Source organism: Methyloceanibacter sp. wino2, from assembly GCF_003071365.1.
GTDB lineage: Bacteria > Pseudomonadota > Alphaproteobacteria > Rhizobiales > Methyloligellaceae > Methyloceanibacter.
This window is the reverse complement of record NZ_CP028960.1, coordinates 905,423-932,168: the sequence shown is the minus strand read 5'-3', so window position 1 is coordinate 932,168 and position 26,746 is coordinate 905,423. Positions and strand designations below refer to the sequence as shown.

Below are 26,746 nucleotides of genomic sequence, written 5' to 3'. Positions count from 1 at the left end.
GTCTCCATTCAAACAAGGTGGGTCGCGCCGGCGCACCGGCACGAAGAAACACGCGATGTCAGATGGAGAGTTGAGGAGGGCCGCGGCTTTGCGGCGTCAGCGCAGCGCGTCGCAGACGGAAAGCGTCTTGAACCGGTGCGACACGTTCGGCCACGCGAGGTGGCACGACGAAAGCGACCGCGACGGTGGGCGCGGCGGCCATGAAGCTGGCGTAGCCGTGACAGAACGGACAGTTCTTGTCTTTGTTGGTTTGGTCCGTGGGTTCCCCGCCGCCGCGATGGCAGAACGGGACAACGCCTAGTTCCGCTTGGACCAGGACGGTGAGAGTCTGCGAAACGAGGTGGCCAGGGATGAGGCTGGCATAAACAAGTACGCCCAGAAGCCCTAAAGCTCCGGCGACGCGACGCCAGTTCCCTTTTCTAAATCCCCCCATAGTTCGTTAAGATTGCAGTGTTGCTTAAGTCTGCAACAATGAGACGTTTTGACACAGGGCGTTGTTTTCTCTGACCTAAGTCGGTTCTTGGCAGCCTGCCTGCCACGTATCGACCGTGCCGTTACATAACGATCTCAGGACTCGTGCCAAGTCGCTCGGGCTCCCCCACCGCCGCTAAAGGTAGGCCTGGGCTGGGGTCAGTAACCACCACGTCCCGCCAGTGCCCGCCCGGTCTTGGGACCAACATGCTGCATTTCATCAGCCTGTTCGTGTGCACCTACGCCGGAGTATGGTAGAGTCAAAGGGTTCCCACGGGAGCCAAGTCTAAGAACGTGGAGGCGTCGATGGTGGGGTTCCGTAGCTATGCGGCCATTGCCGCAAGCGTCGTTTTGCTGTCCTTGCCCGCAGCTGCTCAAGATGGCGGCAACCTCGCGCAGCAAGCTCAGAACCCCATCGCCAACCTGATCTCGGTCCCGTTCCAGAACAACACGAATTTCAATGTCGGGCCGTACGACTACGACCAGAACATCCTGAACATCCAGCCGGTGATCCCGTTTGAGCTGAACGAGGACTGGAATCTGGTGACGCGCTGGATCTTGCCGGTGGTGTATCAGCCGGCGGTCTATCAAGGCGACGAAAGCGATTTCGGTCTCGGCAACTTCAATCCGAGCTTCTTCTTCGTCAATCAGGTCAGCCCGACGCTCATGGTCGGCGCCGGTCCAACGTTCCTGCTGCCGACGGCCACGGATAGCAGCCTCGGGCCTGAGAAGTGGGGCGCGGGGCCGACGGCGGCCATCGTTTGGACACCGGGCAAATGGGTGGTCGGCGCGCTCGTCAACAACATCTGGTCGTTCGCCGGCGACTCGAGCGATCCGGACGTGAACGCGTTCCTGTTCCAGTACTTCGTGAACTACAATTTGAAGCACGGCTGGTATCTCACCTCCGCGCCGATCATGACCGCCAATTGGGAGGCGTCAGCGGACAATCAGTGGACGGTGCCGCTCGGCGGCGGCATGGGCCGCGTGTTCAACATCGGCTCCCAGCCCGTGAACATGTCGCTCCAGGCCTACGACAACGTCATCACGCCGGAAGGCGGTCCCGACTGGCAGGCCCGCTTCCAGGTGCAACTGCTGTTTCCCACGGGAGGATAAACGGACCCCCAAAAAATAATCGACCGTACATCTGAGGAGGAGATCATGAAGTCAAATGCATCATTGATCACATCCGGGCTCGCACTGTTCGCAGGATGCTTGTTTGCCGGGGCGACTCTCGCCGAGCCGGAATCGGTCACGCGGGAGGTCATTCAACTCCCGACGAAGGAAGGCGTGGCAGAGATCACGCCGCCTCAATTCTCTCCCTATGCGGGCCGCAACTTTCCCACCAAGGTCTATTGGGGTGACACCCATCTGCACACGGCTGTCTCGGTCGATGCCGGAACCATGAATCGCATCGGCCAGGAGGACGCCTTTCGCTTTGCGCGGGGCGAGGAGGTCACCACGACCCACGGGCTGCGCGCGAAGCTTTCCCGTCCGCTCGACTTCCTCGTGATTGCCGATCACGCGGAGATGTACGGGCTGATGCCGCAATTGCTGAGCGGTGATCAGGAGATCCTGTCCACCGAGATCGGAAAACGGTGGTACGACGCCCTCACGGCGGGTGACAATCAGAAGAAGTTCGACACCGCAATGGAGATTGTTGGGTCGCTATCGGTCGACGAGCCGCCGATCAAGAGCGACGCTGCCGTGAAGAACGCCTGGCAGAACTACACGGCACTGGCCGATAAATACAACGAGCCCGGACGGTTCACCGCGTTGATCGGCTACGAATGGACGGCGATCGGCGGCGACAACCTCCACCGCAACGTGATCTTCCGCGGCGATGCCAGCGCCGCAAACCGCTCCGTCCCGTTCTCGCAGTATGACAGCAAGAATCCGGAAATGCTCTGGAAGCATCTTGCCGCGCTGGAAGAGAAAACGGGAGCGGAGGTGCTCGCCATCCCGCACAACGGCAATCTATCGAACGGCCGCATGTTCACCGTGAAGACCTTCGACGGCAAGCCCCTCACCAAGGAACTCGCGGCCATGCGGGCGCAGTACGAGCCTTTGGTCGAGGTCACGCAGATCAAGGGCGACGGCGAAACGCATCCGTTCCTGTCACCGAACGACGAGTTTGCGGACTACGAAACTTGGGACAAGTCCAACCTCAACGGCACCGAGGCGAAGACCAAGGACATGCTGCAATGGGAGTATGCCCGCGAAGCTCTGAAGACCGGTCTGAAGCTCGAGGATAAGCTCGGCGTCAATCCCTACAAGTTCGGCATGGTCGGCTCCACCGACTCCCACACTTCGTTTGCCGCGGTCGAGGAGGAGAACTTTTTCGGCAAGCATTCCGGCGTCGAGCCCGAGCCCCATCGCTGGGAGCACATCGTGATCGAAGCACCCGATCCCGAGTTCACGATCAAGGGCTGGCAGCAGGCGGCGGGCGGCTATGCCGGCGTCTGGGCGACCGAGAACACGCGCGAGGCGATCTTCGACGCGATGAAGCGGAAGGAGACCTACGCGACCACGGGTCCGCGCATGACCGTCCGGTTCTTCGGCGGCTGGGATTTCGACGAGGCGGACGCCAAGACGCGGCTTCCCGCGGCCGCGGGTTATTCCAAGGGCGTGCCCATGGGCGGCGATCTCAGCGCCGCGCCGCAAGGCAAGGCGCCAACTTTCTTGGTTGCGGCGGCGAAGGATCCCTATAGCGGCAATCTCGACCGCATCCAGATCGTCAAGGGCTGGCTGAACGCGGACGGCGAGGCCGAGGAGAAAGTCTACGACGTCGTGTGGAGCGACGACCGCGAGCCGGGTCCTGACGGCAAGCTGCCGCCCGTCGGCAACACGGTGGATGTGAAGAACGCCACCTGGAGCAATTCCATCGGCGAGCCGGAGATGATCACGGTGTGGACCGACCCGGACTTCGATCCGGACAGAAGCGCCTTCTACTACGCACGCGTCATCGAGATCCCGACGCCGCGCTGGACGGCTTACGAAGCCAAGCGCTTCAACGTCGACATGACCGACGACGTGCCGATGACAACCCAGGAGCGGGCATATACCTCGCCCATCTGGTATGCGCCGCAAGGATAGAGGAAGGAAATTACGATGGCTGTTCGCTTCGCATTGCTTCCAGTTGCTGCAACTGTGGCAACCGTTCTTGTTCTTCCGGCCGCAGCTCAAGAGCCACGAAGCGTGACGACGGACGGTGGAACGATCGACGCTGCCAGCGTCGAGCGATTCTTCAATCAGCCGGGCTACTCGCCGTATGCGGGGCGGAGTTTTCCGAGCCGGCCTCTTTGGGGTGAGATTCATCTGCATACGTCGTGGTCGCCGGATGCGATCGCCGCGGGCACGCGGGTGGGTCCGGACGAGGCGCTGCAATACGCAAAAGGCGGAGAGATCACCTCCAGCACCGGGCAGAAAGTGAGGCTGTCCCGCCCTTATGATTTCATGATGGTCGCGGACCACTCGGATGCGCTCGGCGTCATGAGCGGCGTTCTCGAGGGCGATCCCTCCTTGATGACCGATCCGAAACTAAAGGAGTGGCACAAGGGCATGAATGCCGGCGGCGAGGCGGCCACCGCCGTCGTGATGGAAATGATCACGCTCCAGGGCCAGGGCAAAGTGCCGAAGCCGATGACCGATCCCGATGTCCAGCTCGACTATTGGCATAAGATGACCGACATCGTGGAGGGACATAACGATCCCGGTCGTTTCACCGCGCTCATCGGCTACGAGTGGACCTCGAACTACGGCGGCGGCAACAATCTGCACCGCAACGTCGTCTACCGAGACGGCAAGGCCAAGGCCGATCTGGTCAGGCCGCTGACCACCTTCGACACCGACATCCCGAACGAGCTCTGGGATTGGATGGCGGCCTACGAAGAGAAGACCGGTGGCCGTGTGCTGGCCGTTCCGCATAACGGCAATCTCTCGAACGGGCTGATGTTTGCGACCGAGACGCCGGACGGCAAGCCGATCGACGCGAAGTGGGCCGAAGAGCGCGCACGCTGGGAGCCCCTTTACGAAGTGACGCAAAGCAAGGGCACGTCGGAGCAGCACCCGAAGCTCGCGCCGTCCGACGAATTCGCCAACTTCGAGATCTGGGACAAGTACAACCTTGCCGGCGTCCCCAAGAAGCCTGGCGATATCGAATACGAATATGCGCGCCAAGCGCTGAAGCGCGGCCTGAAACTCGAGGACGAGTTGGGCACCAATCCCTTCAAGTTCGGTCTCCTCGGGTCGACCGACGACCATACCGGTGTCTCCTCGGCCGAGGAGAACAACTTCTTCGGCAAGTTTCCGGCGAGCGAGCCCGGTCCTGAGCGGTCCAACGGCAATGCCTTCGACTTCGACGGCAATACGGTGAAGGACTGGCAGCTCGGCGCCTCGGGCCTCACCGCTGTCTGGGCGCCCGAGAACACGCGGTCCTCCATCTGGGATGCGATGAAGCGCAAGGAGGTCTACGGCACCACCGGCTCGCGGATATTCGTGCGGTTCTTCGGTGGTTGGGAATTCGACAAGGACGACGCGGAGCGCCGCGATCCGGGCACGGTCGGGTACGGCAAAGGCGTACCCATGGGCGGCGACCTGCCTCCGGCGCCTGACGGCAGCGGCGCGCCCACCTTCCTCGTCGCGGCCCTGAAGGACCCGATATCCGGCAATCTCGATCGGATCCAGATCGTCAAGGGCTGGGTCGATGCGAATGGCGAGATGCAGGAGAAGATCTATGACGTCGTCTGGTCCGGGGACCGCGAACCCGGAGAAGACGGCAAGGTGCCGCTGATCGGCAGCACGGTCGATGTCGAGAAGGCGACCTGGACCAATACGATTGGCGCGCCGGAGCTCATCACTGTGTGGCAGGATCCGGACTTCGATCCGTCGCTCAAGGCCTTCTACTATGCCCGCGTCATTGAAATCCCGACGCCGCGTTGGACCGCCTTCGACGCCGCCTATTTCAAGGACGCGAAATTCGACGCCGATACGCCGATGACGGTCACCGAGCGCGCCTACACCTCGCCCATCTGGTACACGCCGAAAGGGTAGCGGGATGAACCGCCGTCGTGCGCACCACAAGGCTGTCATCGGTGTAGCGCTCATGCTCGCGGCAGGCATCTTGTGCGCCGGTGGCACCGCCTTGGCGTGCGGCTACCATAGCCCCAGCGACATCGCGCGCGGCGTGATGAATCTTGTGTATCCGAAGTCGCTCTATGTGCGAACCGCTGTATGGCAGGCGCAGAGCAGCGGCTTGCTCCCTCCGAGACCGAGGCGTGCCGCCAAGGACATGTTTGCCTACCAGCGCACGACGTTGGGCTTGGAAGAGTTGGGGCGCTCTCTTGGCCCGGCGCCCGATCCCGGCTTTGCATTCACGATTATCCTGCTCGACTCGATGCTGTGGACCCGCTACGCGGCGGAGGACGGCGGCTTCGGCGTTTCGGTTCATGCCACAGGTCCCGAGCAGGGGGATGTGGTTCTCGTGACCGAGCGCGCGGTCGTCCGTGCGTTGAACGCAGGTTCCATCAGTTTCGACGTGGCGGAGGCCGAAGGTCTCATTCGCCTCTACGGTCCCGAAAAACGGCAGGAGGCTTTGCGAGATGTAATGCGCGGCGAGCCACGGGATGCGCAGTCTGACTTGCCTGATCGCGCAACGGAGGCGTCAGGCTAGCACGATGCGTCTTCTTTCAAGGCTTGTACGCGAGCCGCTCTTCCATTTCGTACTGATCGGTGCGGCTGTGTTCGCAGCCTACGCTTTCTTTGCAGATGGCGACGAGACCGAGACCCGCGACCGCATCGTCGTGACCGAGGGGCGTGTCCTGCAGCTCGCGCAGGTCTTTGCGAAGACCTGGCAACGGCCGCCGACGCCCGAGGAAATACGGGGGCTCCTGGACGCCTACATCAAGGAAGAGGTCTATTACCGCGAAGCCGTCAAGCGCGGTCTCGATCGGGACGACACACTCATTCGCCGCCGCATGCAGCAGAAGATGGAGTTCTTGTCCGAGCCCAGCGAAGAGGCGCTGGCCGCAGACGATGTGGCGCTGCAGGCCTATCTCGATGACCACAAAGACGCCTATCGCGTGGAGCCCAAACTTGCGTTTGAACAGGTCTTCATCAATCCAAAGCTGTCTGGCGGCGATGCGGATGCACGCGCCGCGAAGATGCTTCAGGCTGTGAAGGCAGGCGCTGATCCCGGCGACCTCGGCGATCCCACGCTGCTGCCGAGGTCGGTGCCGCTTTCCCCGTTGCGCGCGGTGCAACGCGACTTTGGTGATGACTTCGCGAGTGACGTGTTGCGCGCTCCCGAGGGCGAATGGACAGGACCGATCGCCTCGCCGTTCGGCCTACATCTCGTGCAGGTCACCAAGCGCGAGGGGGGATACGATCCAGAACTCGACGAGGTGCGGGATGCGGTGCGCCGTGATTGGCGTAATCTGAAACGCAAGGAGTACCAGGCGGATGCTTACGACAGGCTGCGCGCCAAGTACGAGGTCGTTCTGCCGGAGCTGAAGTCTCCCCAGCCTGAGGCGCCGCTTGAGCCTGAGAGGCCGCCGCAGCCCGAGAAATCTTCTCGGCTGGAGAAGGGCGAGGCGGAATGATCCGGCTCCTCGCAGTGGCATTGCTGCTCGCCGTACTTCACGTCGCCGCGGATGCCCATGAATTGCGGCCCGGCTTCCTGGAGATCCGGCAGACGGGCGCGGCCACCTACGACATCAGGTTCAAAGTGCCGGCGCGCGGCGATATGCGGCTCGGCCTTCACGTGAGGTTGCCAGCCGAATGTGCGGAGATGGCGCCGACGCGAAGCGAACGGTCCGGCGCGGCGCTGGTGGAGCACTCGGCGGTGCGGTGCCCGGATGGGCTCGCGGATCGCGAGGTATCGATTGACGGGCTCTCTGGCACGTTCACGGACGTGGTCGTGCGCGTGGAGTCCGAGGACGGCGCCGTACAAGCCGCGCGCCTGACGCCGGACAGTCCATCCTTCACCGTGGAGGCAGCGCCCACCTGGGTTGAGACGGCCCGAACCTATTTCGTGCTGGGCGTGGAGCACATTCTCTTGGGGATCGATCATCTTCTGTTCGTCCTCGCGCTTCTTCTGCTCGTTCGCGACGTATGGATGCTGGTCAAGGTCATCACCGCTTTCACCGTGGCGCACAGCATCACGCTCGCCGTTGCGGCCCTCGGCTGGGCTCAGATTCCGCAGGCGCCTGTGGAGGCGGTCATCGCGCTCAGCATCATGTTCGTGGCGGCGGAGGTGGTGCGCCAGACCGGGCCGGAGAGCGATCTCACCAAGCGAATGCCGTGGCTGGTCGCCTTTGCATTCGGGCTCTTGCATGGTTTGGGCTTTGGCGGCGCGCTGAAGGAGATCGGCCTGCCGCAATCCGATGTCCCGCTCGCGCTACTCACCTTCAATCTCGGCGTGGAGGCGGGGCAGCTCTTGTTCGTGTTTACGGTGGTCGGTGCCAGCACCCTTGTCCGCCGGGCCCTCTCTCTCGATCGCGCCTGGCTCCGGACGGCGGTCGGCTACGGAATCGGTTCGTTGGCGGCCGTCTGGTTTGTTCAGCGCGTCGCACTCTTCCTGTAGAGAGTGTGCAACCAGTTGGAGCCGCGCCGTGTTTTGGTCATAAACGGTGCGGCTACTGGCCCGCACGCTTTGTCCCGGTGCTTCGGTGTCTGGTCAGAACCGGGAAAAAGGTGAGGACAACGACCATGGGTGAGAAGATGCGGTTTCTGGTGGTCTCAACGGCGTTCACCTCCGCGCTCTGGGTGTACGGAACGGCCCTTGCGCAGGACTCAGACTCGGTTGTGGAGGCTGTCTCGCCGCCGCCGCAGACTGAAGCGCCCGCCGATGCCGGAACGGCCGTAGCGCAGGACTCGGATTCAGTCGTAGAGGCTGTCTCCCCGCCGCCTGAGGCGGAGGCGTCCGACGATGCCGGCGCCGCGCCGTCGAACGGGGCGCAAGACACGCAGCTCAGTCAGGCCGAACTCGAGCAGCTCGTGGCCCCCATCGCGCTCTATCCCGATCCGCTCCTCGCCAATGTTTTGATCGCCTCGACCTATCCGCTGGAAATCGTGCAGGCGGAACGCTGGTATCAGAAGAATAAAGACCTCAAGGGCGACGCCTTGCAGAAGGCGGTGGCCGGGCAGGATTGGGACGACAGCATCAAGGACCTCGTTTCGGTGCCCGACGCCCTCGAGATGTTGAACAAGGATCTCGACTGGACGCAGAAGCTCGGCGATGCGGTTCTCGCGCAGCAGTCGGATGTCATGAACGCGGTTCAGGCCCTGCGGGCGCGCGCGAAGGAGAATGGGACGCTCGAGTCCAACCCGCAGCAGACCGTGACCGTCACGCAGACCGTCGTGCAGAACAACACTGGGTCGTCCAGCGGTGGCGCGGCGTCAACGCAAGCCGCGGCGCCCCAGGAAGTGATCGCCATCCAGCCGACCAACCCCGAGAAGATCTATGTGCCGTATTACGAGCCGTCGGTGGCCTACGGAGCGTGGCCCTATCCCAGCTATCAGCCTTATTACTTCCCGCCGCCGCCGGGCTACGCCTTCGGCAGCGCGCTCGCCACAGGGCTCGTGTGGAGCGCCGGATTTGCCATCGGCAATGCGATCTGGGGCAACGACATCAATTGGGGCCGCAACGACATCAACGTGAACGTCAATCGCAACATCAGCGGCAACACGATCAACCGGAACAACGTCAACGTTCAGAAGTGGGAACACAATTCCGAGCACCGGCGCGGGGTCCAGTACAACAACACCGATGTTCGGAACAAATTCGCGAACAGCGGCAACCGGAACAACATCGGCGACAACGCGGGCAATCGGCGCCCTGGCGGTGCAGACGGCCGTCCCGGCCCCGGCAACCGTCCGGGGAACGGCGGCGGTCGCCCGACGGTCGGCGATCTCGAATCGGATTTGAAAAAGCCGGGCGGCGGCTCAGCCCGCCCAGGTGGCGGCAATGGGCGCCCCGGCAATCTTGCGGGTGACAAGCGTCCCGGTGGGGCCGGCGGTGGCCGTCCTTCCGTTGGCGACATCGAGGCTGGGCTCAAGAAGCCTGGCGGTGGTGGGGGCAACCGGCCTGGAGCCGGCGGTGGTGACCGTCCCAAAGTCGGCGGCGGCGGTGGACCGAAGCCAGGTGCTGGAAACCGTCCGGGTGGCGGCGGCGCCCAAGCCAATTTGAGGGACAGGCCCGCAAGCAAGCCTGCGGCGAGGAAGCCGCAAAGCCGGCCGAGCGGCAATGCGTTCGAAAAGCGGGACGGAGCCGGTGCACGCCAAGCCGCAGCGCGCGGGCGCGCGAGCGCGGGCGGCCGGCATGTGTCGAGAGGCGGTGGCGGCGGACGCCGTGCCGGCGGCGGTGGCCGGCGCCGGTAGACGCCGGCAGGCCAAAGACTAGAAGCAATGAACCAGACTCTAGAGTGGTGGATGACATGCCCTTAGTTCGACAACTGAGCCGCGCGGTGTTCGGCGTTTCGCTTCTCGTCCTCTGCACGCAGGCGCAAGCCGCGCAGCAGTTCGACAGTGCCGATGCGGCGATCGAAGCGCTCGTGAGTGCGGCGCGCGGTGGAGACAAGGAGAAGCTGCTCGAGATTCTCGGCCCGGAGGGCCAGGATGTCGTCAGCTCCGGCGACGAGGTTGCGGACAAGAATGCGCGGGAAGGCTTCATGCAAGCCTACGACAAGGCCCACAAGCTCGAGACGGAAGGGGACGATTTCGCGGTTCTCCTCCTCGGCGAAGACGATTGGCCGTTTCCGATTCCCGTCGTGAAAACCGAGGACGGAAAATGGGAATTCGATACCGAGGGCGGCATGGAGGAGATCCTCATCCGGCGCATCGGCCGCAACGAACTCTCGGCCATCGAGGCGGCGCGCGGCTACATTAAGGCCCAGGAGGACTACCTCGCGCTCAATCCGGACGGGAAGAAGCCGCCGGCCTATGCGCAGCGCATCATGAGCTCGCCCGGTAAGAAAGACGGCCTGTACTGGCCGACGGAGGAGGGCGCCGACGAGAGCCCGCTTTCCAAGAAGTTCGCCGAAATCATCGAGGAGGGCTACACGCCCGACGGGGTCAATCCGATCCCCTATCACGGCTACTACTTCCGCATCCTCAAGAGCCAAGGTGAGGGTGCCGAAGGCGGCGCCCGCGACTATGTCGAGGACGGCCGCATGACGGGCGGCTATGCCTTGATCGCCTTTCCCGCCGAGTACAACAATTCGGGGATCATGACCTTCATCGTCAATCAGGACAGCCACGTCCTGGAGAAAGACCTCGGCGAGGACACGGTGGAGATCGCGGGCAAGATCGATACGTTCGCCCCGGACGACAGCTGGGAGCCCGCCCAGACGCCGTAGCCCGCTCAAGTCCTAAAAATTTTTCGGGAACGCCCAAGGAACAACGCTTAAGGGTTGCCGTACGTCCAGCGGCCGCTACGACTAAAGGAGCATGCGGCAGTCACAAAATTGACATATGATTGATCAGAACCAGTCGCGAAATACTGGGAATATCAGCGTGTAAGTGATCCACGTAGTGGGTTCCTGCCGTATCCCCTTTAATCCGGCTAGATGCATTTTGCGGGGAGGTTCCCGTTTTTGAGCCCCATAGCAGTGGAACTGGATGAAGTGTCTTTCGTTCTATTCGTTGGGGATCGCTAGCCTGAATGCTAATCTCAACGCATCGGTCGATTGGGGGCGTAACGAGTGATTTCTAGAGAAGAATTTGCAAGAGATATCGCTGCGGAGGCAGCAAAGGACGCAGGCGAGTCCGCAGTTTTCATGATTGAAATCGGCGATGGTGTGGACGAAATTTTGATTCAACAAGCCGAAGAAATTTTATTGGATTTGGTTGGAGAGGCGCGTCTCAAATCATTTCGCGTACGCTAGTCTCTCCCTCGGGGTTCGGGACGACTTTGTTCGATATAGCGATACAAGGTGGCTCGAGACACATTTAGTTCTCTAGCTACGTCGTCCATCACACGCCCCTCCTTCAGGAGCCTACGGGCTCGATCGACGTCTTCCTCTGAGAGCGCGCGGGGGCGGCCAACGCGACGCCCGCGGCGCTCCTCTCGATGGCGAGCTTCGACTTGTCGTTCGAATTGCCTAAGCTGCTGAAATGTTGCTCTCAAGACCGACCGATGTTGGCCGTGTGAGTCGAATCCTTCCTTCAGTGATCGAAATTGGATGTTTCGCCCATCGAGTTGCAGAATGAGCTCGACAAGACTAGCCATCGTGTTGGCTACCGAGTCGAGGCTCCAAACGACAAGCCCGTCCCCATCGTCGAGACGGTTGATGACCGCTCTCAACATGTCAGCGCCGGGACCTTCTGAGTACGAACTGTCCAGAACAATCCTCTCGCATCCGGCGTCCTCAAGGGCCGATATCTCGTCGCCCATTTCGTCGCTGGAGACAGCACTTTTTAGGTACCCAACAATCACTGGCTATAACCTGCAAAGTTTGGATTCTGTAGGCTGTATTCTAAGGTCTGACCTGATCTATACTTGACACGTCCAAAGTGTGGCCCAGAGGGCACACTGCGGCGGAAATCTCAAGCTATCCGCCTGGCCTCGCCCTGTAGCTATATCTGTCCTAATTTTCAGCGACTTCTGAGATGAAACCTTCTGGTGATGCCCTCAAGATAGCGGCATTAAGACCACTTGGGTGTAATCCGTACACGTTTCAGTAGTATTAAAAAAGTCTCAAAAGCGAGATAGGTTAACGCTATTTACTGTATCAATACAAATCTCAGAACATTATGAATCAATATTCATAAGTAGACCTCAGTCAGAACCCCCCTATTAACTGCTCTCAGCAGCAACGAGTGCAGGTTACGGGGTGTGCCGTTGCTCGATTACTACTATTCAACGGCCCGTCAAACTGGGGGATGCAACATGAGGCGGATTTCAAGGAATTTGGAGAGTCAAGGCAGCCTAGGGGCTGGCGTGACTCAGCACTCAGAAGGACTTCATAGGGGCGCACGGCGTTTCGCAGCGAAGCTGATGTTCGCTGGGTCAAGCGTGGTGCTTGCGGGACTCATCAACATCGCGGTTTTGCCGGTCGAGGCACAGGCCCAATGTGTTGCCAGCATTGAGGTCCCAGGCGGTCTCAACTGTGTTGGGAACGGTGATGATTTCTTCCCTGGGTTCAACGGTGCCGGTGACTTCTACGTTGGTGCCTTTAATGGGAGCGGCAACGGCAACTCACTCTTTGGTGACGGTCAGACCATTCAGATTGGTGATGTCGGCATCGGCCTCGCCAATGGCAGCGGCAACGCCAACAATCTTTTCGGCGACACGCTCAATCTGTCTGTTTTGAACTGGCAAGTTGGCGTGGCTAACGGTAGCGGCAACGCCAACACGCTTGGCGGGGGCGATTCACTCAATGTGGCTCTCCTGAACTCGGAGGTCGGCGTTCTCAATGGGAGCCTGAATGCCAACGCCCTGGTCACCAACCCAGACCAAGACGACTACATCGAAGTGGTGAACGTCCAGGCACTCAACGATCACGCCGGCATTCTCAATGGAAGCGTGAACGGAAACACCCTATTCGGGAACACACTCGTCGTTTCAGCGGAGAACACGACCAGGGGCGTTGGCAATCTGAGCGCCAACGCCAACCGCGTCGGTTGCTCATCTCCGCTTGCGCCATTCCAAACGGACAATGGAAACTTCTCCGGCGACCCGGGATGTGAGGAGGGTGAAACCGAGGCCATCATGATCAACAACCAGGCCTTCGGGAACCTGAATGGGACGGGCAACGCCAACTCACTCAGCACCGGGGATTCCGAGTTGCTCATGACGAACAACTCATTTTTCGGGAACGCCAACGCGCTCGGCAACGGCAATGGTGCCGCTCTGCAAGGAGATGATCCGGCGGCCTTCGCGAGCATCAACAACAACTTCGTGACCGGCAACTTGAACGCAACCGGCAACGGCAACGGTGCAGTCATTCCAACTGACAGCAACGGAGACGGCAACGTGGACGGTTTCACGGGTGGTACCGGCAGCGCCACGATTAACAACAACTTCGTGGCCGGAACCGGGAACGCACTTGGAAACGGCAATGGCTACGATGGTAACGCTGAGGTCACCTTCAACGAGACCATTGGCGAGGGCAACCTCAGCCTCAACGGTAACGGTGACGTCACTGCTGAAGGCACAGAAGGCAATGCCAATGTCAGCGGCAACTTTGTCGTTGGCGCTCTCTCAGGGAGCGGCAACGGCAATGGTCTGGCAGACGGGGGTTCCGGCAATGCCGAAATCCTCGACAACACCATTCTCGGGAACGGCTCTGGCAGCCTGAACGGCAACGGGCCCGATGGTGAGGCTCACCTCATCCACAACGTGATCATCGGCGATGCGTCCGGTAGCGGAAACGAGAACCACGTCGAAGGCAACAAGATCATCGGTGATGGCTCGGGCAGCGGGAATGGAGACAACTTCAACTACAACACGATCATCGGAAACGGGTCTGGTACAGGTGCTGGTGACAACGTGTCCAACAACACGGTGATCGGCGATTGGTCCGGCAGGGGATATGGCTCCGGCTCGACCAAAAACATTGTTGTGGGTGATGAATCCGGAAACAACGTGGGAAGCAGCCAGAATGTCGTGACCGGAAACAGATCCGGCAATAACGTCAGCGGCAACCGTAACCTCACATACGGTAATCGCGCGGGCAACAACGTCACCGGCTTCGACAACATTGCAATTGGTACCAATGCGGGGAACGGCGTCTCGGCCGACAACACGATTGCTATGGGCACCAACGCAAAGGCGAAGGGACCCTCCGGTGTCGCTATTGGCTACAACGCCTACTCGGCGGGTCCGAATGCTACGGCATTGGGTGCCGGTGCTGCAGCGACTCAAAGGCACAGCACAGCCCTTGGCGCCGGTGCAAGGGCCACGAAGAGGAACCAGTTTGTCATGGGTACCAAGAATGACACCTACAAGACACCTGGCATCACCTCGGGTAAGAGCAAGGCGCGGCAATCGGGTCCCTTGGAGGTCGTCACCTCTGATGGCAAGGGCAACTTGGCAACCGATGGCGGCCAGATCTTCGGCCAGATCGATCAGGCCTTCCGGGACATCAGAAACAACCGGCAGGAAATCGACGGCAACCGTTCGGGTGTGGCTCTTGCGCTCTCAATGGAGAACCCAGATCTGACGGGGAACGAGACCTTCGGTACGGCCATGAACTGGGGTACCTTTGAGGGTGCCAATGCCCTCAGCTGGTCCTTCATTGGCGTCGTCGGCAACGATGTCATCTCCGAAGGTGACCGCTTGGCCCTCTCTGGCGGCTTCGGCGTAGGCTTCCAGGATGGAAGCGGCGACGATGTCTGGGGCGGCCGCGTCGGTGCGCAGTGGACTTGGGGCAATAACAACCCCAGCGTCTATCGGTAGACGAAAAGAAGGGAGGGCCGGCCTACTAGGTTGGCCTTTCCTCCCCCTGCTTTGCCATCGGGAGATGCGCTGAGGAGGCAACAATGAAATCCCGGCAGATGCCCATACGAGTGGGCGAACTGCGGGAAAGCCGCGTCCCTGGATAACTGGCTCCCTCAGCATACACGTTGAGGGGCCACTTTTTGTTGAGGCCGTTCCAATTGCGTAAGAACTGGCTTATCGCGACCGCCCTATGGCTGCTTCTGTGCAGTGTCCCGCTAGGCTCGGCGGTCGCTCAGGAGAAAAATGGGCCGGAGGGAACGCCGACGGACGAGCCTCAATCAGCCTCCTCTATCGCGGTGCCATCGAACGACCAGATCGTTGCCTTGGTTTGTTCGACGCTCATTTCACTCAATCAAGCAAATCTAACGGGCAACTACAGCGTTTTTCGAGAGTTGGGTGCGCCCGGGTTTCAGGTCGTCAACAGCTCGGGGCAACTTGCTGAGACCTTCGCTGAACTCCGGGATCGGAATTTTGATCTATCGCCGATAATCCGTATGCATCCTAAGCTGGTTCAAGCGCCCGCGATCGAACCGAACGGTATGTTGCGTGTAACGGGATTCTTTGCGACGCAGCCGGAGCGTTTGAACTTCGACCTAATTTTTCAGACCGTGAATGATCGTTGGCGGCTATTCGGTCTTGGCGTCAACACCTCGCCAGTCGAAGACGCAGGCCCCGAGCCGCAGATGTCCAAAGCGCCAATTGCAGAAGCGACGGAAAATCAAAGCGCCGTCGCGGCAGTAGCCACAGGCGGAGGCGTCAAGAAGCCAGTGTCTGGCGAGAAGCGAGAGCAGCCTTCTGCTGCTAATGGTTCCGAGCGATTGAAGATTGAGACGGAGGGCGCTGCCTCTGCCTCGCGCGAAGACAAGAACTCGTTCAATCCATTCGCTTGGTTCAGGTGAGGCGTGACTCAGGTGCCTGGGAGTGCTTGGCGTCGACGACTAGCACGTTCGCAAATGAGTGTAGTAGGCAATTGATCTGAATAGAAGATTCAGTCGGCGCAGGAAGTTGTGCACAGAGGCCGGTGCCCATTTCTGGCAGAAGTCACTTCTATTGAGGAAATCAATGGTCGGAGTGGCAGGATTTGAACCTGCGACCCCCTCGTCCCGAACGAGGTGCGCTACCAGGCTGCGCTACACTCCGCCACGACCAGAGATTTGGCTGGAAGAGGACCGTATATAGACGGCGGCGGGCCCGCCCGCAACAAAGAGGTGCGCGGTTTCGCGCAAAGTTTTTTGGCGGCGAATAGGCCGATCCATTGCCGAACGGCCCCGATGCTGGTACGACGGCAGCCCGCTCCGCCCGAAGCCGGGCCGCCGGTTGAGTCGCTTGGCTCGCGCGGTGATGGAGCGGCTTCCGAACAAGCGTGATGGGGCGTGGCCAAGCGGTAAGGCAACGGGTTTTGGTCTCGTGATCCCAGGTTCGAATCCTGGCGCCCCAGCCACCTAGTCGCGTGGTTTCCGGCTCTCTGTTGACCACCGCTAAACAGCCCCGAAGAAGTGCGGAAATGCGCCACTAGTCCGCGATGGTTCTGCCTAGTGAGAGCAGAGAGACGCGCACCTACGCGGAAGGTGGGGACCTTCTGGCGGTTTTTCTCAGTGGGCCGATTTTGGGGGTCACACTTTGCGGAGCGAGGATGGTGAGCACCATCAGCCTAGCATCATGATGTGTGTCGAGCTTCGGGCCGTACAGGTGGTGTGATTCGAGGTAGTCACCGGCAAGCCGGCGCACCCGGCTTGCCGGCATCAGGATGGCACCGCAGACATATCCGGCCTGCCATTCCATCCAGTCATACTGCGCTGCGCCGAGAATTTTGTCGCGCTTGCATATCTGCCGGTTCGCATCCGGATTGCGCCGGAGCAGATCGGCGCCCGGCGGCTGCGTGTCCCACAGATAGGCATGGAAGTGGACGTGCCCATATTCGTGGGCAAGCGTCGTACGCAGCCGGTTCTGGTAGCGCTCGTCCGCAGCGAGCACTTTCGATATCTTTACGCTGGGCTTGGCTCCGGGATGAAATTCCGTGACGCCCTCCACGTCGGTGCCGTACTTCGACAGGTCCGCAAAGAGGTCAAGATCTTCCGCCTCACGCTCGATCACCTGCGTGAGGTCGTTGGTCGAAAGTGGGAACTCGGCTTTGCCGTACTTGCCGGCCAGAAACTTGCTGACCACGTTCTCGCACTCACGGTCCAGCTCTTTCGGCTCATAGTGCGGCCGCTCCAAAAAACGCCCTGTACTATCCCGCACGTACCTGACCACTAGCGACGGCCTCCACGCGCGGGCCCTGTCTTGCGAAAGGCTGTCATCGCCGCAGCGACTTCGTTTGCGGTCATTTTCTTTCGACGCACGTCCTCCGGGAACCGGCCGGCCAGATAGTAAAGCCAGTCCACCTCCAGTCCGAGGGCAACGGCAAACTGCTTCACCATGCGATCCGATGACGGGCTTCGCCGGTCATGTTCAATATCATTCAGGTACTGCACGGATATTGATTCTCCGTTTTCACGCTTGATACGCGATGCTACGTCCTTCAGGCCCAATTCCTTTTCCTTGCGTGCGGTGCTGATAGCGCGCCCAAAAGTTGTTTCACGCTCGCTCATAGACCCTCCCTGGTACAAAGCGATTACGCGGATCAGCGTAAATTCAGGCGGAGTTCTAGTCAAGGTCAGTCCGAATTGTCCGGCGAACCGATTTGCGGTCTCGCTCCATTGTCAGCGGTAACCTGATTACTCCATAGAAGCGGGATCCGGAGCCCAGTCCGGGCTAGACGCTTCGCCGTCATTTCTGTCGGCTGTCGTCCTTCCAATATCGTCTTTGTGATCTCCGGCGAGAGAAAAGCCAAACAGATCACTCGGGTCACATAGGCCCTATCGAGCCGCTCCGCACGCGCAATGGCGCCGATTCCGTCTGCTTCTCCTCGAACGATCTGACCGAACCAATCATGCGCTCGCGCGAGCGCCTTTTCGAGGTTTGGATCGGGCTCGGCGGCAGCGGCCTGCTGGTTTAGGACGACCAGCTTTGCTTCGACGCCCCGCCGCCTAAACCTCACCGGCGCCTCAATCTTAATCGATCCACGGCCCTTCACCACAGATGTGGCGACAACTTCCTGATTGAGTAACCGCGCGGCAATAGCCTTGCGTGCCATCTCAATCGCTACCTTGTCTTGCGCGACCGTGACGCGCCGCACGAGAGCAGCAACGACCTCCGCTTGGCTGGCGGCGGACCTCGCCACGCACGCATCAGCCAATCGTCCTGCTTGCGCGAGCGCGGCCGACACCTGATCTGGCGATCTCTTCTTGGAGGGCAGGGCACCGAGCACCTTGCCGCGGTCTCTGAGAAAGGCGGCCAGTTGACTGAGTACCAACTGCTCGATCTCATGCGCGGGAAGGCGCCAGCCTTTGGCCCGCAACCCAGCTTCGCTTCTGTTGCCCTGACGGTCGACTTCCTGTTTTTCGGCCTTGGGCGCCACCAGTGACCGCTCAACATAATACCGGTACCGCCGCCCGTGGTTGACCGCATGGGACGGCGTGAAGGGAACGCCTTCCGCCGTGAAGAGGAGACCGGCGAGCAGGCTGGGGTGCTTGGAGCTGGTGCGGCCGCGCTGGCGACCGGCGTTGACCTTTAGCTTTGCCTGGACCTTCTCCCAGGTCTCGGCACCGATGATCGCCTCATGCTCCCCGTCGTAGCTGGTCTGGCGGTGGGGAATCCGGCCGATATAGATGGGACTCGAGAGGATGCGATAGAGGTGGCCGCGGCTGAAGGCGCTGCCGCCCGTTCGGCGTCCATCGGTCAAGCCACGTATCTTGGTCTTGAGACCGAGGCGCCGGGTTTCCTCTAGAAGGTTTCGGACGCTGCCGAGTTCGAGATAGAGCGCAAACAGCCGCCTGACCGTCTTGGCCTCCTCGGCATTGATCTTGAGCTTCCGGTCGACGGCGTCATAGCCAAGCGGCACGGCGCCGCCCATCCACATACCCTTCTTCTTTGAGGCCGCGATCTTGTCGCGGATGCGCTCGCTCGTCACCTCGCGCTCGAACTGGGCGAATGAGAGAAGCACGTTGAGGGTGAGCCGACCCATGGAGGTCGTGGTGTTGAAGGCTTGCGTCACCGAGACGAATGAGACGCTATGTGTGTCGAACGCTTCAACGATCTTCGCGAAATCAAACAATGACCGCGTCAGCCGGTCGATCTTGTAGACCACGACGATGTCGACCTTGCCGGCGGCGATGTCGTCGAGAAGGCGTTTGAGGGCAGGGCGGTCCATGGTCCCACCGGAATACCCACCATCGTCATAGTGGGCGGTGAGGGCGTGCCAACCTTCATGGCGTTGACTGGCGATGAAAGCCTCGCAGGCCTCTCGTTGCGCATGGAGTGAGTTGAACTCCTGATCGAGACCTTCGTCGGATGACTTGCGGGTATAGATGGCGCAGCGGGTGCGCTTCGCACGCGCGTTGGTTTTAGTCATCGGCCGGCGCCTCCTTGGTGCGGCGCTTCAGACCGAAGAAGGCCCAACCATTCCAGTTTGTGCCGGTGATGGCGCGGGCGATGGCGCTGAGGCTTGGGTAGGTCTCGCCGCGCCAGGCGAAGTCCTTGTCGAGCACGAGCACCTCGTGCGTCTCTCCGTGCCATTCGCGGAAGAGCTTCGAGCCTTTGCTCAACCTGCGCCGTTGCGGTCTAGATGACTTGCCGTTCGTCTGACCGGCCTTCTTGAGGAGCCGCCGCGTCTCGGAGTCGAGACCGCCGTAGACTTCGGCCTGGAGCCCGTAGGCCACGGCGCGGACCAGGAACGCTCGGCTGGCGTGGTGTGGCACGTGGGGGCTCCACAGCCGTCGCCATTCCGCCTCGAGCTCGGCCCGCGGGCAGTCGGGCAGGGCATTCACCCGTGCGACAAGATCCGCCTCGGCTTGAGCGGAAACTCGCCCGCGCCGCTGTGGGCGCGGGTGAGGGGACTGAGGCCGTGACATGACCTAGGCCTTGGCTGACTTCGTTGGGGCGATGCGGTAGCGGCGCACGCCGTTCTTGCCGACTTCGGAGACAAGCGGCAGCTTGAGCTTCTTCTTGACGAGGCCGGAGAAGAAGCCGCGCACCGAATGCGGCTGCCAGTCGGTCTCGGCAACGATGTCGTCGATGGTAGCGCCCGACGTCCGGCGCAGCATCTTGAGCACAGTCTCCTGCTTGCTTTGCGACGGCGCGGCGCGCTTCTTGGATTTAGGAGCTGAAGCGGTCCGCACCTTGCTGCGCGATCTTGCGTCCGTCTTGCGCTTGCGCGGCATACTCGCTGCCGCCTGCGAGGGTTTTATCTCCTCCGTCTCGTCGATACCGAGGGCGAGCAGCCCGGCCTTGGTAATGAACAGTCCAAGAGGACGGCCCTCTTTGTCACGGCGCCATTCAGGTGCGCCGGTGTTGGCTTGCCTTTCCTCGGCCAGCTTTCGCTTGCACAAGATGTCGACCATGACTCTGTTTTGAGCGGCGCCCTTCGAAGCCAACCTTTCGGGCAACGGGAGAAGTGATCCGTCAGGGCGTTGAGCCGCGGCGCTGAGGATCACGAGCTGCGCGTCGCTGAGCTTGGCGGTTGCGTTTTGGGCTTTTGACATAATTGCCTCCATCGTGGCGCGCCGGCCCGATGCCGGCGCTTTCCACCGCCCACAGCCCGGCCAGGAGGCCAGGGGAGGCGCTGACGGAGGCTTCTGCCCGTCGCTGCGTTGGTAGCATGCACGCTCGCTTCGCCGCTGAAGTCCAGTCGAAAAAAGGGGGCGGCGCCTAGGCGCCGCCCCGACCCTTCTGAAGGGTGAATGCGCAGACTCAGTCGCTCATGGCCGCCATCAAGGCCGAGGTGTAGTCGCTCACTTTGCAGGCGAGCGCCTGGCTGAGGGAGTCGACCTGGTCGTCATGCTTTCCCCTCGGGAACGCGAGCAGCTCGGCTAGTAGATCAGCCATGAAGGGCGCATTTCGTGGGAAGAAGACGTGACCCGCCTCGAACTTTGCAAGCTGGATGAAGAACCTCATCTGCTTGTTGTGCTCGACCTTCACGGCCTCGATGCGAAACCTCCCCTTCGAACGGAGGACCTGCGCGAGCGCGATTCCAACAGACGCATCTTCGACCAACACTTTTGTCGGCTTGAAGCGTTCCGCATGTGCGAGGGCAACCTGCTGAAGGCGAGGAAAATCGAAGCGTCCGCGAAGGACGTCGAGGAGATAGTAGTCTTCGCCGTCGACCAAGATCGTCGTGCAAACAGAGTAGTCATTCTGCTCGCCGTCCTTAGCGGCAGTGTCCCAACTCTGAATGACCTTTGTTCTCGGCTTCCGTGCAGGCGCCACATCGTAATGGCGGATCCATTCGCGCTTGAGCATGGCGCCGCCTTCCGGGATCGGTGCCTGCTGATACTGCGCGCCGAAGTCGTAGGTCCCGAGGTCATTCTGGAGGACACGTAGCATCTGGATCGACTCGTGCTCCGGATGCAGTGCCGTCCCGGCACGCCGATAATGGAACTCGTCGTCGCCGATCGGCACCTGCTCGTCGACCTCGGCGATCGCCGGCAGGCTCAGGACTTCCCAATGACCGGACCCGCCCATGAGATGACCGGAAAGGTCGTCCATGTGAACACGCTGCGTCACGACGATAATGGCGCCCGTCTCCTTATTATCGAGGCGCGACATGAGCGTGTTGGTGAACCACTGGTTCAGGCCGTCGCGCCGGGTCTTAGATAGGGCATCCACCGGCTTTTGTGGGTCATCGAGGATGATCATATTGCCGCCGAGCCCGGTGAGGACACCGCCGACAGACGTGGCCTTGCGGAACCCCTTCAAGGTCGTCGCGGCCTCGTCGTCGAGACTGCGGCTCAGCCGCATCTGCGGAAACGCGCGGGCATACCAAGACGACTCGACGATCGACCGGAAATCCCGGGCATGCTTCAAGGACAGCTCGCTGCCATAGCTGATCGAGAAGATACGCTGACGCGGGTCATGCCCGAGGACAAACGCCGGAAATGCCACCGACACCGTGATCGACTTCAGGTGCCGTGGCGGCATATTGATGATGAGACGATTGATCTCGCCGCGGCGGATGCGCTCGAGCTGATAGGCGATGGCCCGGATATGCCAGTTCGGCAGAAATGGCATGCCCGGGTTCAGCGTGAGCACGCTGTACTTCAAGAAACTCTCGAAATCACTCCGCAAGGCGAAGTCGAACAAATCGCGTTCGCAGATCCCATGCATGGGATTACTCCTTTACAGGTTGGACTTTGGGGGGAAAGCGTTTGGCGAACTCTTCCAGGATCGACTGTTCGTCGTGGCCGAGCGGTTCGCCGTGCTCGGTCTCGTCGCCTTCAATCAGGCGATAGCGATTCAGGAGAAATGCCATCGCCTTGAGGTCGCCCTTCAGGGCTGCCTCGAGGCATCGAAGCAACAGAGCTTCCAGCCTCGAGATCTTGCGCGCTCGACCACCTTCGCGAACCTCCATGCGCTGATGCATGATTTCGCGAAGGATGGTGGCTTCATTCTTCGCCCCCTTCGGTCGTCCCTTGGGATTGCCACTAAGGCCGGGCTTGAACTGGTGCTTCTTGGGCGGTTTGCCGTACCCAACCTCGTAACCACCGCCAGCAGCCTTGGTTTGCGCCTTCTTGGAGTGCTTGGGCTTGGTCATGACCGTCGTCCTCCTTTTGGAGGCTGAGGAGCCTCGCTCGCACCGGCGGCAAGGGCGTCGAAAGTCTGGCCGGTGCCCTCGAGGATCGCGTCGCGCTTGGTGAGCTTCTGCCACCGCCGGATCGCGACGTCGGCGTAGAGAGGGTCGATCTCTAGGCAAAAAGCCCGCCGGCCGGTCTGCTCGGCGGCGATGATCGTCGTCCCGGAGCCGGCGAAGGCGTCGAGGACGATCGACCCGCGGCGCGAACAGTCCCGCATCGCATCGGCGATCATGGCGACCGGCTTCACGGTCGGATGCATCGCCAGCTCGTCCATGCGGCCAGCCCGAAACGTGTTCACGCCGGCGTAGCGCCACACATTCGAGCGGTTGCGACCTCCGCTCCCGAGCCCGAAATTGTTCATGTGCGGTGCCTGGCCGTGCTTGAAGACAAAGACGAGCTCATGCTCGCTTCGGTAAAAGCTGCCCATCCCCGGGGTGCTTTTGACCCAGACGCACATATTTTTGAGCTCATCGAACACCTCGGCGCCGGCGTTCGTGAGGTCGGAGACATGCCGCCAATCCATAAAGACGTAATGGATCGCGCCATCGATCGAGTGATCGGCGCAAAGCCCAAGTGTGTCCTTGAGAAACCCCTCGAACTGGGCCGAGGTCATTTCGCCGGAGGCGCAGGCAAATTCACGGCGCTTGATACGGCCGCGGCCACCGACATTGCCCTGGATCTGGACGTTGTAAGGGGGATCGTGGATGCCCATCTCCGCGACCTCGCCCGTCATGAGCTGCGCGAAGGCGGCGTCATCCCGCGCGTCGCCGATCAGAAGCCGATGTCGGCCGAGTATGAAGAGGGCTCCAGGCCAAGACACGGCCGGTCCCTCTAGAGGCTCAAGCGCTTCATCGGCCGGATCGATCGGATTCTCGGCGAGAGTGTCAAACACGGCATCGATCTCGGCCGGTTCGAAACCGGTGATCGACAAATCAAGGCCAAATGCCGGCAGCGCCAACTCGAGCTCCCCGAGCTCAAGCGAGAGGATCTCGATATCCCAAGCGCTCTTGGTCGCCAGCTGATTGTCGGCGAGCGCGTAAGCCCGAAGTTCTGTCTCCGAAAGGTGCGAGACCCGGATTACTGGGATCCGCTTCAGACCAAGCTTCTTTGCTGCGCGCCACACCACATGGCCCGCCACGATCCGGCTCTGCTCGTCGACCACGACGGGCTTGATCACACCGAAATGCAGCACCGAATTCGCGACGGCTTCTTCTTGCGCCTTGTTATGAGCGCGCGCGTTGCGCTTGGCTGCCTTGAGGGAAGCCGGCGGCAGCATCTCCACCACCCACGGCAGCTTCACCGCAAGTGCGCTATCAGAAACCGCATTCTGGGTTTCAATTGTGCGAGACTGTATCAAGCGTTTTGACATGATCACCTCAATGCAAGCGGTGGAGGAGAGGCGGGAGCGCCAAAGCAGGCCAGCAACTGCACGGCCTATCGCGTTGCGATTTAGAAGTAGAGATCACGCGTTGCCCCTCCCGCGCTTGCTCGGCATCGTTTTCGCCAACGCAGTTTGGAAGTCGTGGGCCAGCCTCGTCAGTTCCATAACAGTTATTGATCGACCGGGTTCACGGGGAAACTGCGGCGTCTTTGCATCCACGACCGCAACCTCTGGAACGTCATTTGTTTTGGCTCCTAGAGGGCGCCCCATACTCGAAACGACCTGAAAGTAAACTGGACGAGTCGATGAGACGGCGAGATCGCCTGGTTTGGCCTTCGCCAAAATCTCTTCCCAGTCAAACAACTCCTGCGGATTCCAGCTCAAAATTTCGAAGTGCTTCGGCTCGAGATGAGGGCGTACCTGACGAAGGATCTTGACGACTGTACGCTGCGTCCATCGATGTAAGAGCTCGACGCCCAGACGCATGGCGAAAGCCTCATAAGCCGAAAACAGAATCTCAACACCACTTCCGGGGGCATCGCTTGAAAAGAATGCATAATTCGCTTGCTCCGGATCGCTGGATCGCGCTTTGCGCTTGAGTTGCCGATCGGTATCCAGCAGCCGCTTCACGGCCGTTTTCAATGTCTTAGAGGGAGTAGATCCCTCGCCGAGCATCATCGAAATTGCTTCCAGAACTTGATTGCGCTTGAAGCTAGCCATTGAAGTAACGATCCGGGTTTCATTCATTCATATAGATCGGGAGTTTCGTCGGCACAAGGTGCAGTCTAAGCTTTGCGAGTACTTGGAAAGGAGATTAGAAGCGGGCCAGTGGCTACCCGGCCCGAGGGAGGCGACAATGGCTGCACTTCTCTACGGTGCGTTCTGTTACATCCTCTTTCTGCTGACGTTCCTCTACGCTATTGGCTTCGTCGGCAACATCTTCGTTCCCAAGACCATCGACAGCGGCGAGCCGGGTCCAGTTATCGAGGCCCTGGTGATCAACGTCGTCTTGCTCGGCCTCTTCGCTGTTCAGCACAGCGTTATGGCGCGTGCGGGCTTCAAGCGCTGGTGGACGCGCATCGTGCCGCCCGCAATCGAGCGCAGCACCTACGTGCTAGCGACGAGCCTGATCTTGATCCTCATTTATTGGCAATGGCGTCCGATGCCAGAGGTGGTCTGGAACGTGACCAACCCAGTCGGCGCAAGCATACTCGTCGCGCTCTTCTGGCTCGGCTGGGCCATCGTGCTGGTCAGTACGTTCCTAATCAATCACTTCGATTTATTTGGCCTGCAGCAGGTCTACGCGCATTGGCGCGGTACTAAGTCCGAGCCGCCCGGCTTCGCCACGCCGTTGCTCTACCGCTATGTACGCCATCCGATCTATTTCGGGTTCCTGCTCGCCTTTTGGGCCACACCGGTGATGACGGTCGGCCATTTACTGTTCGCCATAGCGACGACAGGCTACATCTTCATCGGCATCTGGCTCGAGGAACGCGACCTCGTAAACTTTCACGGTGACGCCTACGCGCAATACCGCCGACGTGTCTCCATGATCGTGCCGATGCCCCCTCGAAAAAGCTGACCAGGAGGTCCGCTAATGGGATGAAGCGGACCACCTAGGTGGCCAGCCCAAAGGCAGCTTTCGACCCAAAGTGGTCGGAGCCAGTCTGGCCCCTTCAGGAATGAATCACTGATGAATTCCACTTGATCTGAATTTCTTTCACTGGTTGCATCTGGCTAATTTCCCTTCAGTGCCGGCAATAAGGGAGAGGCCCATGAGCGGGGATGTGGGGCGCGGCGCCTGTTTGCGCCGTATCGGCTGTTTTTGCTTCGTTTTTGCAGGGGTTCTGATCGCGGCTCAGGCCGCGCAGGCACAGTTCTATGTCCGCTCACCGGACGTGGAGAAGGGCGAGCTCAAACTGGAAGAGCATGGCGCGATCTATTCGGGTCCGGGTGAGGACGAACGCCGCCGCCAGTCTCACGAATTGGAAGTGAAATACGGTTTCACCGATCGGCTAGAGGGCATCGCTGAGCTAACCGGCCGCGAGAACATCGGCGACAGCCTTAAGTGGCAGAGGTTCGAGCTCGGCGGACAGTACGAGCTGATGGAGCGCCACGGCGATGGCTGGGGCCTCGCTTTTCGTTCTCTATACGAGTGGGCGCTACAGGACGGCGATCCCGGCGAGATTCTGTTTGGCCCACTCGCCAAGTACGTTCACGGCCAGGATTCGGCCACGGTGAATGCGTTCTTCATCGGCCAGGTCGGCGATCACCGCGAAATCGACAGCCTGGAGCTCAAATTAAACTGGCGGCTGAAGCACGAGTTCAACGAGACGTGGGGACTGGGCGTCGAAGGCTACAGCGAGATCGAGGACCTCTCACACACCGGGACCTGGGACGAGCAGAAGCATAGGGTAGGGCCGGTCGCTTATTTGGAACTGGAAGGCATGCCTAAGTGGGAGTTCGCTGCAGGCACGCTCTTCGGCGTGTCCGATGCGACGTCAGATATCACCCTAAAGTTCGACATTGAAGCCGAATTCTAGGACAGTGGGTTGTGGAACAGACTAGGCTAAGTCCTGTTTTTGCGGCACTTTGGAGCGTAAAGAGCAGCTCGGGCCTTGCTCGACTTCTGAAGGCCCTTGCTGCTCCCTCCGAGTGTCGAGCGTCGAGCGTTACAGCCGTCTGTGATTGCGCTCCTTTTTCTTTCTGGGATCGTTCGGCTCTCCTGGATTCCAATCCTCGATGAACACGATCGCCGCTGCAGCCACATACGAGCGTCTGATGCAC

General features: G+C 60.6%; 24 protein-coding genes and 2 tRNA genes. 14 read left to right on the top strand and 12 right to left on the bottom strand.

What is annotated here, in order from left to right:
* Positions 1 to 58: 58 nt before the first annotated feature.
* Entirely contained in the window at positions 59 to 433 is a 375-nt protein-coding gene (locus DCY11_RS16120) for a DUF2946 family protein (protein ID WP_371515030.1), read from the bottom strand.
* A 344-nt stretch (positions 434 to 777) separates the two neighbouring features.
* Here DCY11_RS16120 and DCY11_RS04280 point away from each other — a divergent pair, with 344 nt between their 5' ends.
* The 9 genes from DCY11_RS04280 to DCY11_RS04240 all read left to right on the top strand — a co-directional run bounded on the left by DCY11_RS04280 (position 778) and on the right by DCY11_RS04240 (position 11,351).
* Positions 778 to 1,584 (top strand): hypothetical protein, encoded by an 807-nt coding sequence (locus tag DCY11_RS04280; protein WP_208430506.1) that lies wholly within the window; start codon positions 778 to 780, stop codon positions 1,582 to 1,584.
* Positions 1,585 to 1,629: 45 nt separating this feature from the next.
* Entirely contained in the window at positions 1,630 to 3,564 is a 1,935-nt protein-coding gene (locus DCY11_RS04275; RefSeq protein WP_108681355.1) for a DUF3604 domain-containing protein, read from the top strand.
* A gap of 15 nt (positions 3,565 to 3,579) precedes the next feature.
* On the top strand, positions 3,580 to 5,520 hold the full coding sequence (locus DCY11_RS04270; protein ID WP_108681354.1) for a DUF3604 domain-containing protein: 1,941 nt from the start codon (positions 3,580 to 3,582) through the stop codon (positions 5,518 to 5,520).
* A 4-nt stretch (positions 5,521 to 5,524) separates the two neighbouring features.
* Positions 5,525 to 6,139 (top strand): hypothetical protein, encoded by a 615-nt coding sequence (locus DCY11_RS04265; RefSeq protein WP_108681353.1) that lies wholly within the window; start codon positions 5,525 to 5,527, stop codon positions 6,137 to 6,139.
* A gap of 4 nt (positions 6,140 to 6,143) precedes the next feature.
* The gene (locus tag DCY11_RS04260; RefSeq protein ID WP_159079792.1) at positions 6,144 to 7,067 is read left to right on the top strand and encodes a peptidyl-prolyl cis-trans isomerase; all 924 of its coding nucleotides are present in this window, start codon (positions 6,144 to 6,146) and stop codon (positions 7,065 to 7,067) included.
* The gene (locus tag DCY11_RS04255) at positions 7,064 to 8,050 is read left to right on the top strand and encodes a HupE/UreJ family protein (protein WP_108681351.1); all 987 of its coding nucleotides are present in this window, start codon (positions 7,064 to 7,066) and stop codon (positions 8,048 to 8,050) included. The genes DCY11_RS04260 and DCY11_RS04255 overlap by 4 nt, the downstream gene beginning before the upstream one ends.
* 125 nt (positions 8,051 to 8,175) lie before the next feature.
* The gene (locus DCY11_RS04250; RefSeq protein ID WP_108681350.1) at positions 8,176 to 9,846 is read left to right on the top strand and encodes a DUF3300 domain-containing protein; all 1,671 of its coding nucleotides are present in this window, start codon (positions 8,176 to 8,178) and stop codon (positions 9,844 to 9,846) included.
* A 56-nt stretch (positions 9,847 to 9,902) separates the two neighbouring features.
* Entirely contained in the window at positions 9,903 to 10,823 is a 921-nt protein-coding gene (locus DCY11_RS04245) for a DUF2950 domain-containing protein (RefSeq protein ID WP_108683658.1), read from the top strand.
* 345 nt (positions 10,824 to 11,168) lie between these two features.
* Positions 11,169 to 11,351, top strand: a complete 183-nt coding sequence (locus DCY11_RS04240; RefSeq protein WP_108681349.1) for a hypothetical protein — start codon at positions 11,169 to 11,171, stop codon at positions 11,349 to 11,351.
* Here the strand turns inward: DCY11_RS04240 and DCY11_RS16115 are convergent.
* Positions 11,348 to 11,860, bottom strand: coding sequence for a recombinase family protein (locus tag DCY11_RS16115; RefSeq protein ID WP_159079791.1), 513 nt, complete (start codon positions 11,858 to 11,860; stop codon positions 11,348 to 11,350). The genes DCY11_RS04240 and DCY11_RS16115 overlap by 4 nt on opposite strands.
* Before the next feature lie 603 nt (positions 11,861 to 12,463).
* Here DCY11_RS16115 and DCY11_RS04230 point away from each other — a divergent pair.
* Both DCY11_RS04230 and DCY11_RS04225 read left to right on the top strand, forming a co-directional pair.
* Positions 12,464 to 14,866 carry a hypothetical protein gene (locus DCY11_RS04230; protein ID WP_159079790.1) on the top strand — a complete coding sequence of 801 codons (2,403 nt, stop codon included), beginning with the start codon at positions 12,464 to 12,466 and terminating at the stop codon, positions 14,864 to 14,866.
* 200 nt (positions 14,867 to 15,066) lie between these two features.
* Positions 15,067 to 15,807 carry a hypothetical protein gene (locus DCY11_RS04225; RefSeq protein WP_159079789.1) on the top strand — a complete coding sequence of 247 codons (741 nt, stop codon included), beginning with the start codon at positions 15,067 to 15,069 and terminating at the stop codon, positions 15,805 to 15,807.
* A 164-nt stretch (positions 15,808 to 15,971) separates the two neighbouring features.
* Here the strand turns inward: DCY11_RS04225 and DCY11_RS04220 are convergent.
* Positions 15,972 to 16,048 (bottom strand) — tRNA-Pro (locus tag DCY11_RS04220).
* A 227-nt stretch (positions 16,049 to 16,275) separates the two neighbouring features.
* On the opposite strand from DCY11_RS04220, the gene DCY11_RS04215 reads away from it, so the two are divergent.
* Positions 16,276 to 16,349: transfer RNA gene (locus tag DCY11_RS04215), tRNA-Gln, on the top strand.
* 116 nt (positions 16,350 to 16,465) lie between these two features.
* On the opposite strand, the gene DCY11_RS04210 is transcribed toward DCY11_RS04215, so the two are convergent.
* The 9 genes from DCY11_RS04210 to DCY11_RS04170 form a co-directional block, all read right to left on the bottom strand.
* On the bottom strand, positions 16,466 to 17,125 hold the full coding sequence (locus DCY11_RS04210; protein WP_108681345.1) for an ImmA/IrrE family metallo-endopeptidase: 660 nt from the start codon (positions 17,123 to 17,125) through the stop codon (positions 16,466 to 16,468).
* 35 nt (positions 17,126 to 17,160) lie between these two features.
* Positions 17,161 to 17,499, bottom strand: coding sequence for a helix-turn-helix domain-containing protein (locus DCY11_RS04205; protein ID WP_045365598.1), 339 nt, complete (start codon positions 17,497 to 17,499; stop codon positions 17,161 to 17,163).
* Between the two features lie 65 nt (positions 17,500 to 17,564).
* A complete protein-coding gene (locus DCY11_RS04200; RefSeq protein WP_045365601.1) occupies positions 17,565 to 19,361 on the bottom strand; it encodes a recombinase family protein in 1,797 nt (598 codons plus the stop codon).
* Positions 19,354 to 19,860 carry a DUF2924 domain-containing protein gene (locus tag DCY11_RS04195; RefSeq protein ID WP_082025507.1) on the bottom strand — a complete coding sequence of 169 codons (507 nt, stop codon included), beginning with the start codon at positions 19,858 to 19,860 and terminating at the stop codon, positions 19,354 to 19,356. Before DCY11_RS04195 ends, DCY11_RS04200 begins: the two co-directional genes overlap by 8 nt.
* 3 nt (positions 19,861 to 19,863) lie before the next feature.
* Complete coding sequence (locus DCY11_RS15850) at positions 19,864 to 20,490, bottom strand: DUF3489 domain-containing protein (protein WP_045369583.1); 627 nt, start codon at positions 20,488 to 20,490, stop codon at positions 19,864 to 19,866.
* A gap of 208 nt (positions 20,491 to 20,698) precedes the next feature.
* Complete coding sequence (gene terL, locus DCY11_RS04185) at positions 20,699 to 22,111, bottom strand: phage terminase large subunit (RefSeq protein ID WP_045365606.1); 1,413 nt, start codon at positions 22,109 to 22,111, stop codon at positions 20,699 to 20,701.
* A 4-nt stretch (positions 22,112 to 22,115) separates the two neighbouring features.
* Positions 22,116 to 22,538 (bottom strand): DUF5681 domain-containing protein, encoded by a 423-nt coding sequence (locus DCY11_RS04180; RefSeq protein ID WP_045365608.1) that lies wholly within the window; start codon positions 22,536 to 22,538, stop codon positions 22,116 to 22,118.
* Positions 22,535 to 23,878, bottom strand: a complete 1,344-nt coding sequence (locus tag DCY11_RS04175) for a DNA methyltransferase (protein WP_244462691.1) — start codon at positions 23,876 to 23,878, stop codon at positions 22,535 to 22,537. The genes DCY11_RS04180 and DCY11_RS04175 overlap by 4 nt, the downstream gene beginning before the upstream one ends.
* Positions 23,879 to 24,040: 162 nt before the next feature.
* Complete coding sequence (locus tag DCY11_RS04170) at positions 24,041 to 24,679, bottom strand: hypothetical protein (protein ID WP_108681344.1); 639 nt, start codon at positions 24,677 to 24,679, stop codon at positions 24,041 to 24,043.
* A gap of 136 nt (positions 24,680 to 24,815) precedes the next feature.
* Here DCY11_RS04170 and mddA point away from each other — a divergent pair, with 136 nt between their 5' ends.
* A complete protein-coding gene (gene mddA, locus DCY11_RS04165) occupies positions 24,816 to 25,541 on the top strand; it encodes a methanethiol S-methyltransferase (protein WP_045365614.1) in 726 nt (241 codons plus the stop codon).
* A gap of 193 nt (positions 25,542 to 25,734) precedes the next feature.
* Positions 25,735 to 26,502 (top strand): hypothetical protein, encoded by a 768-nt coding sequence (locus DCY11_RS04160; protein ID WP_045365617.1) that lies wholly within the window; start codon positions 25,735 to 25,737, stop codon positions 26,500 to 26,502.
* The last annotated feature ends 244 nt before the right edge of the window (positions 26,503 to 26,746 follow it).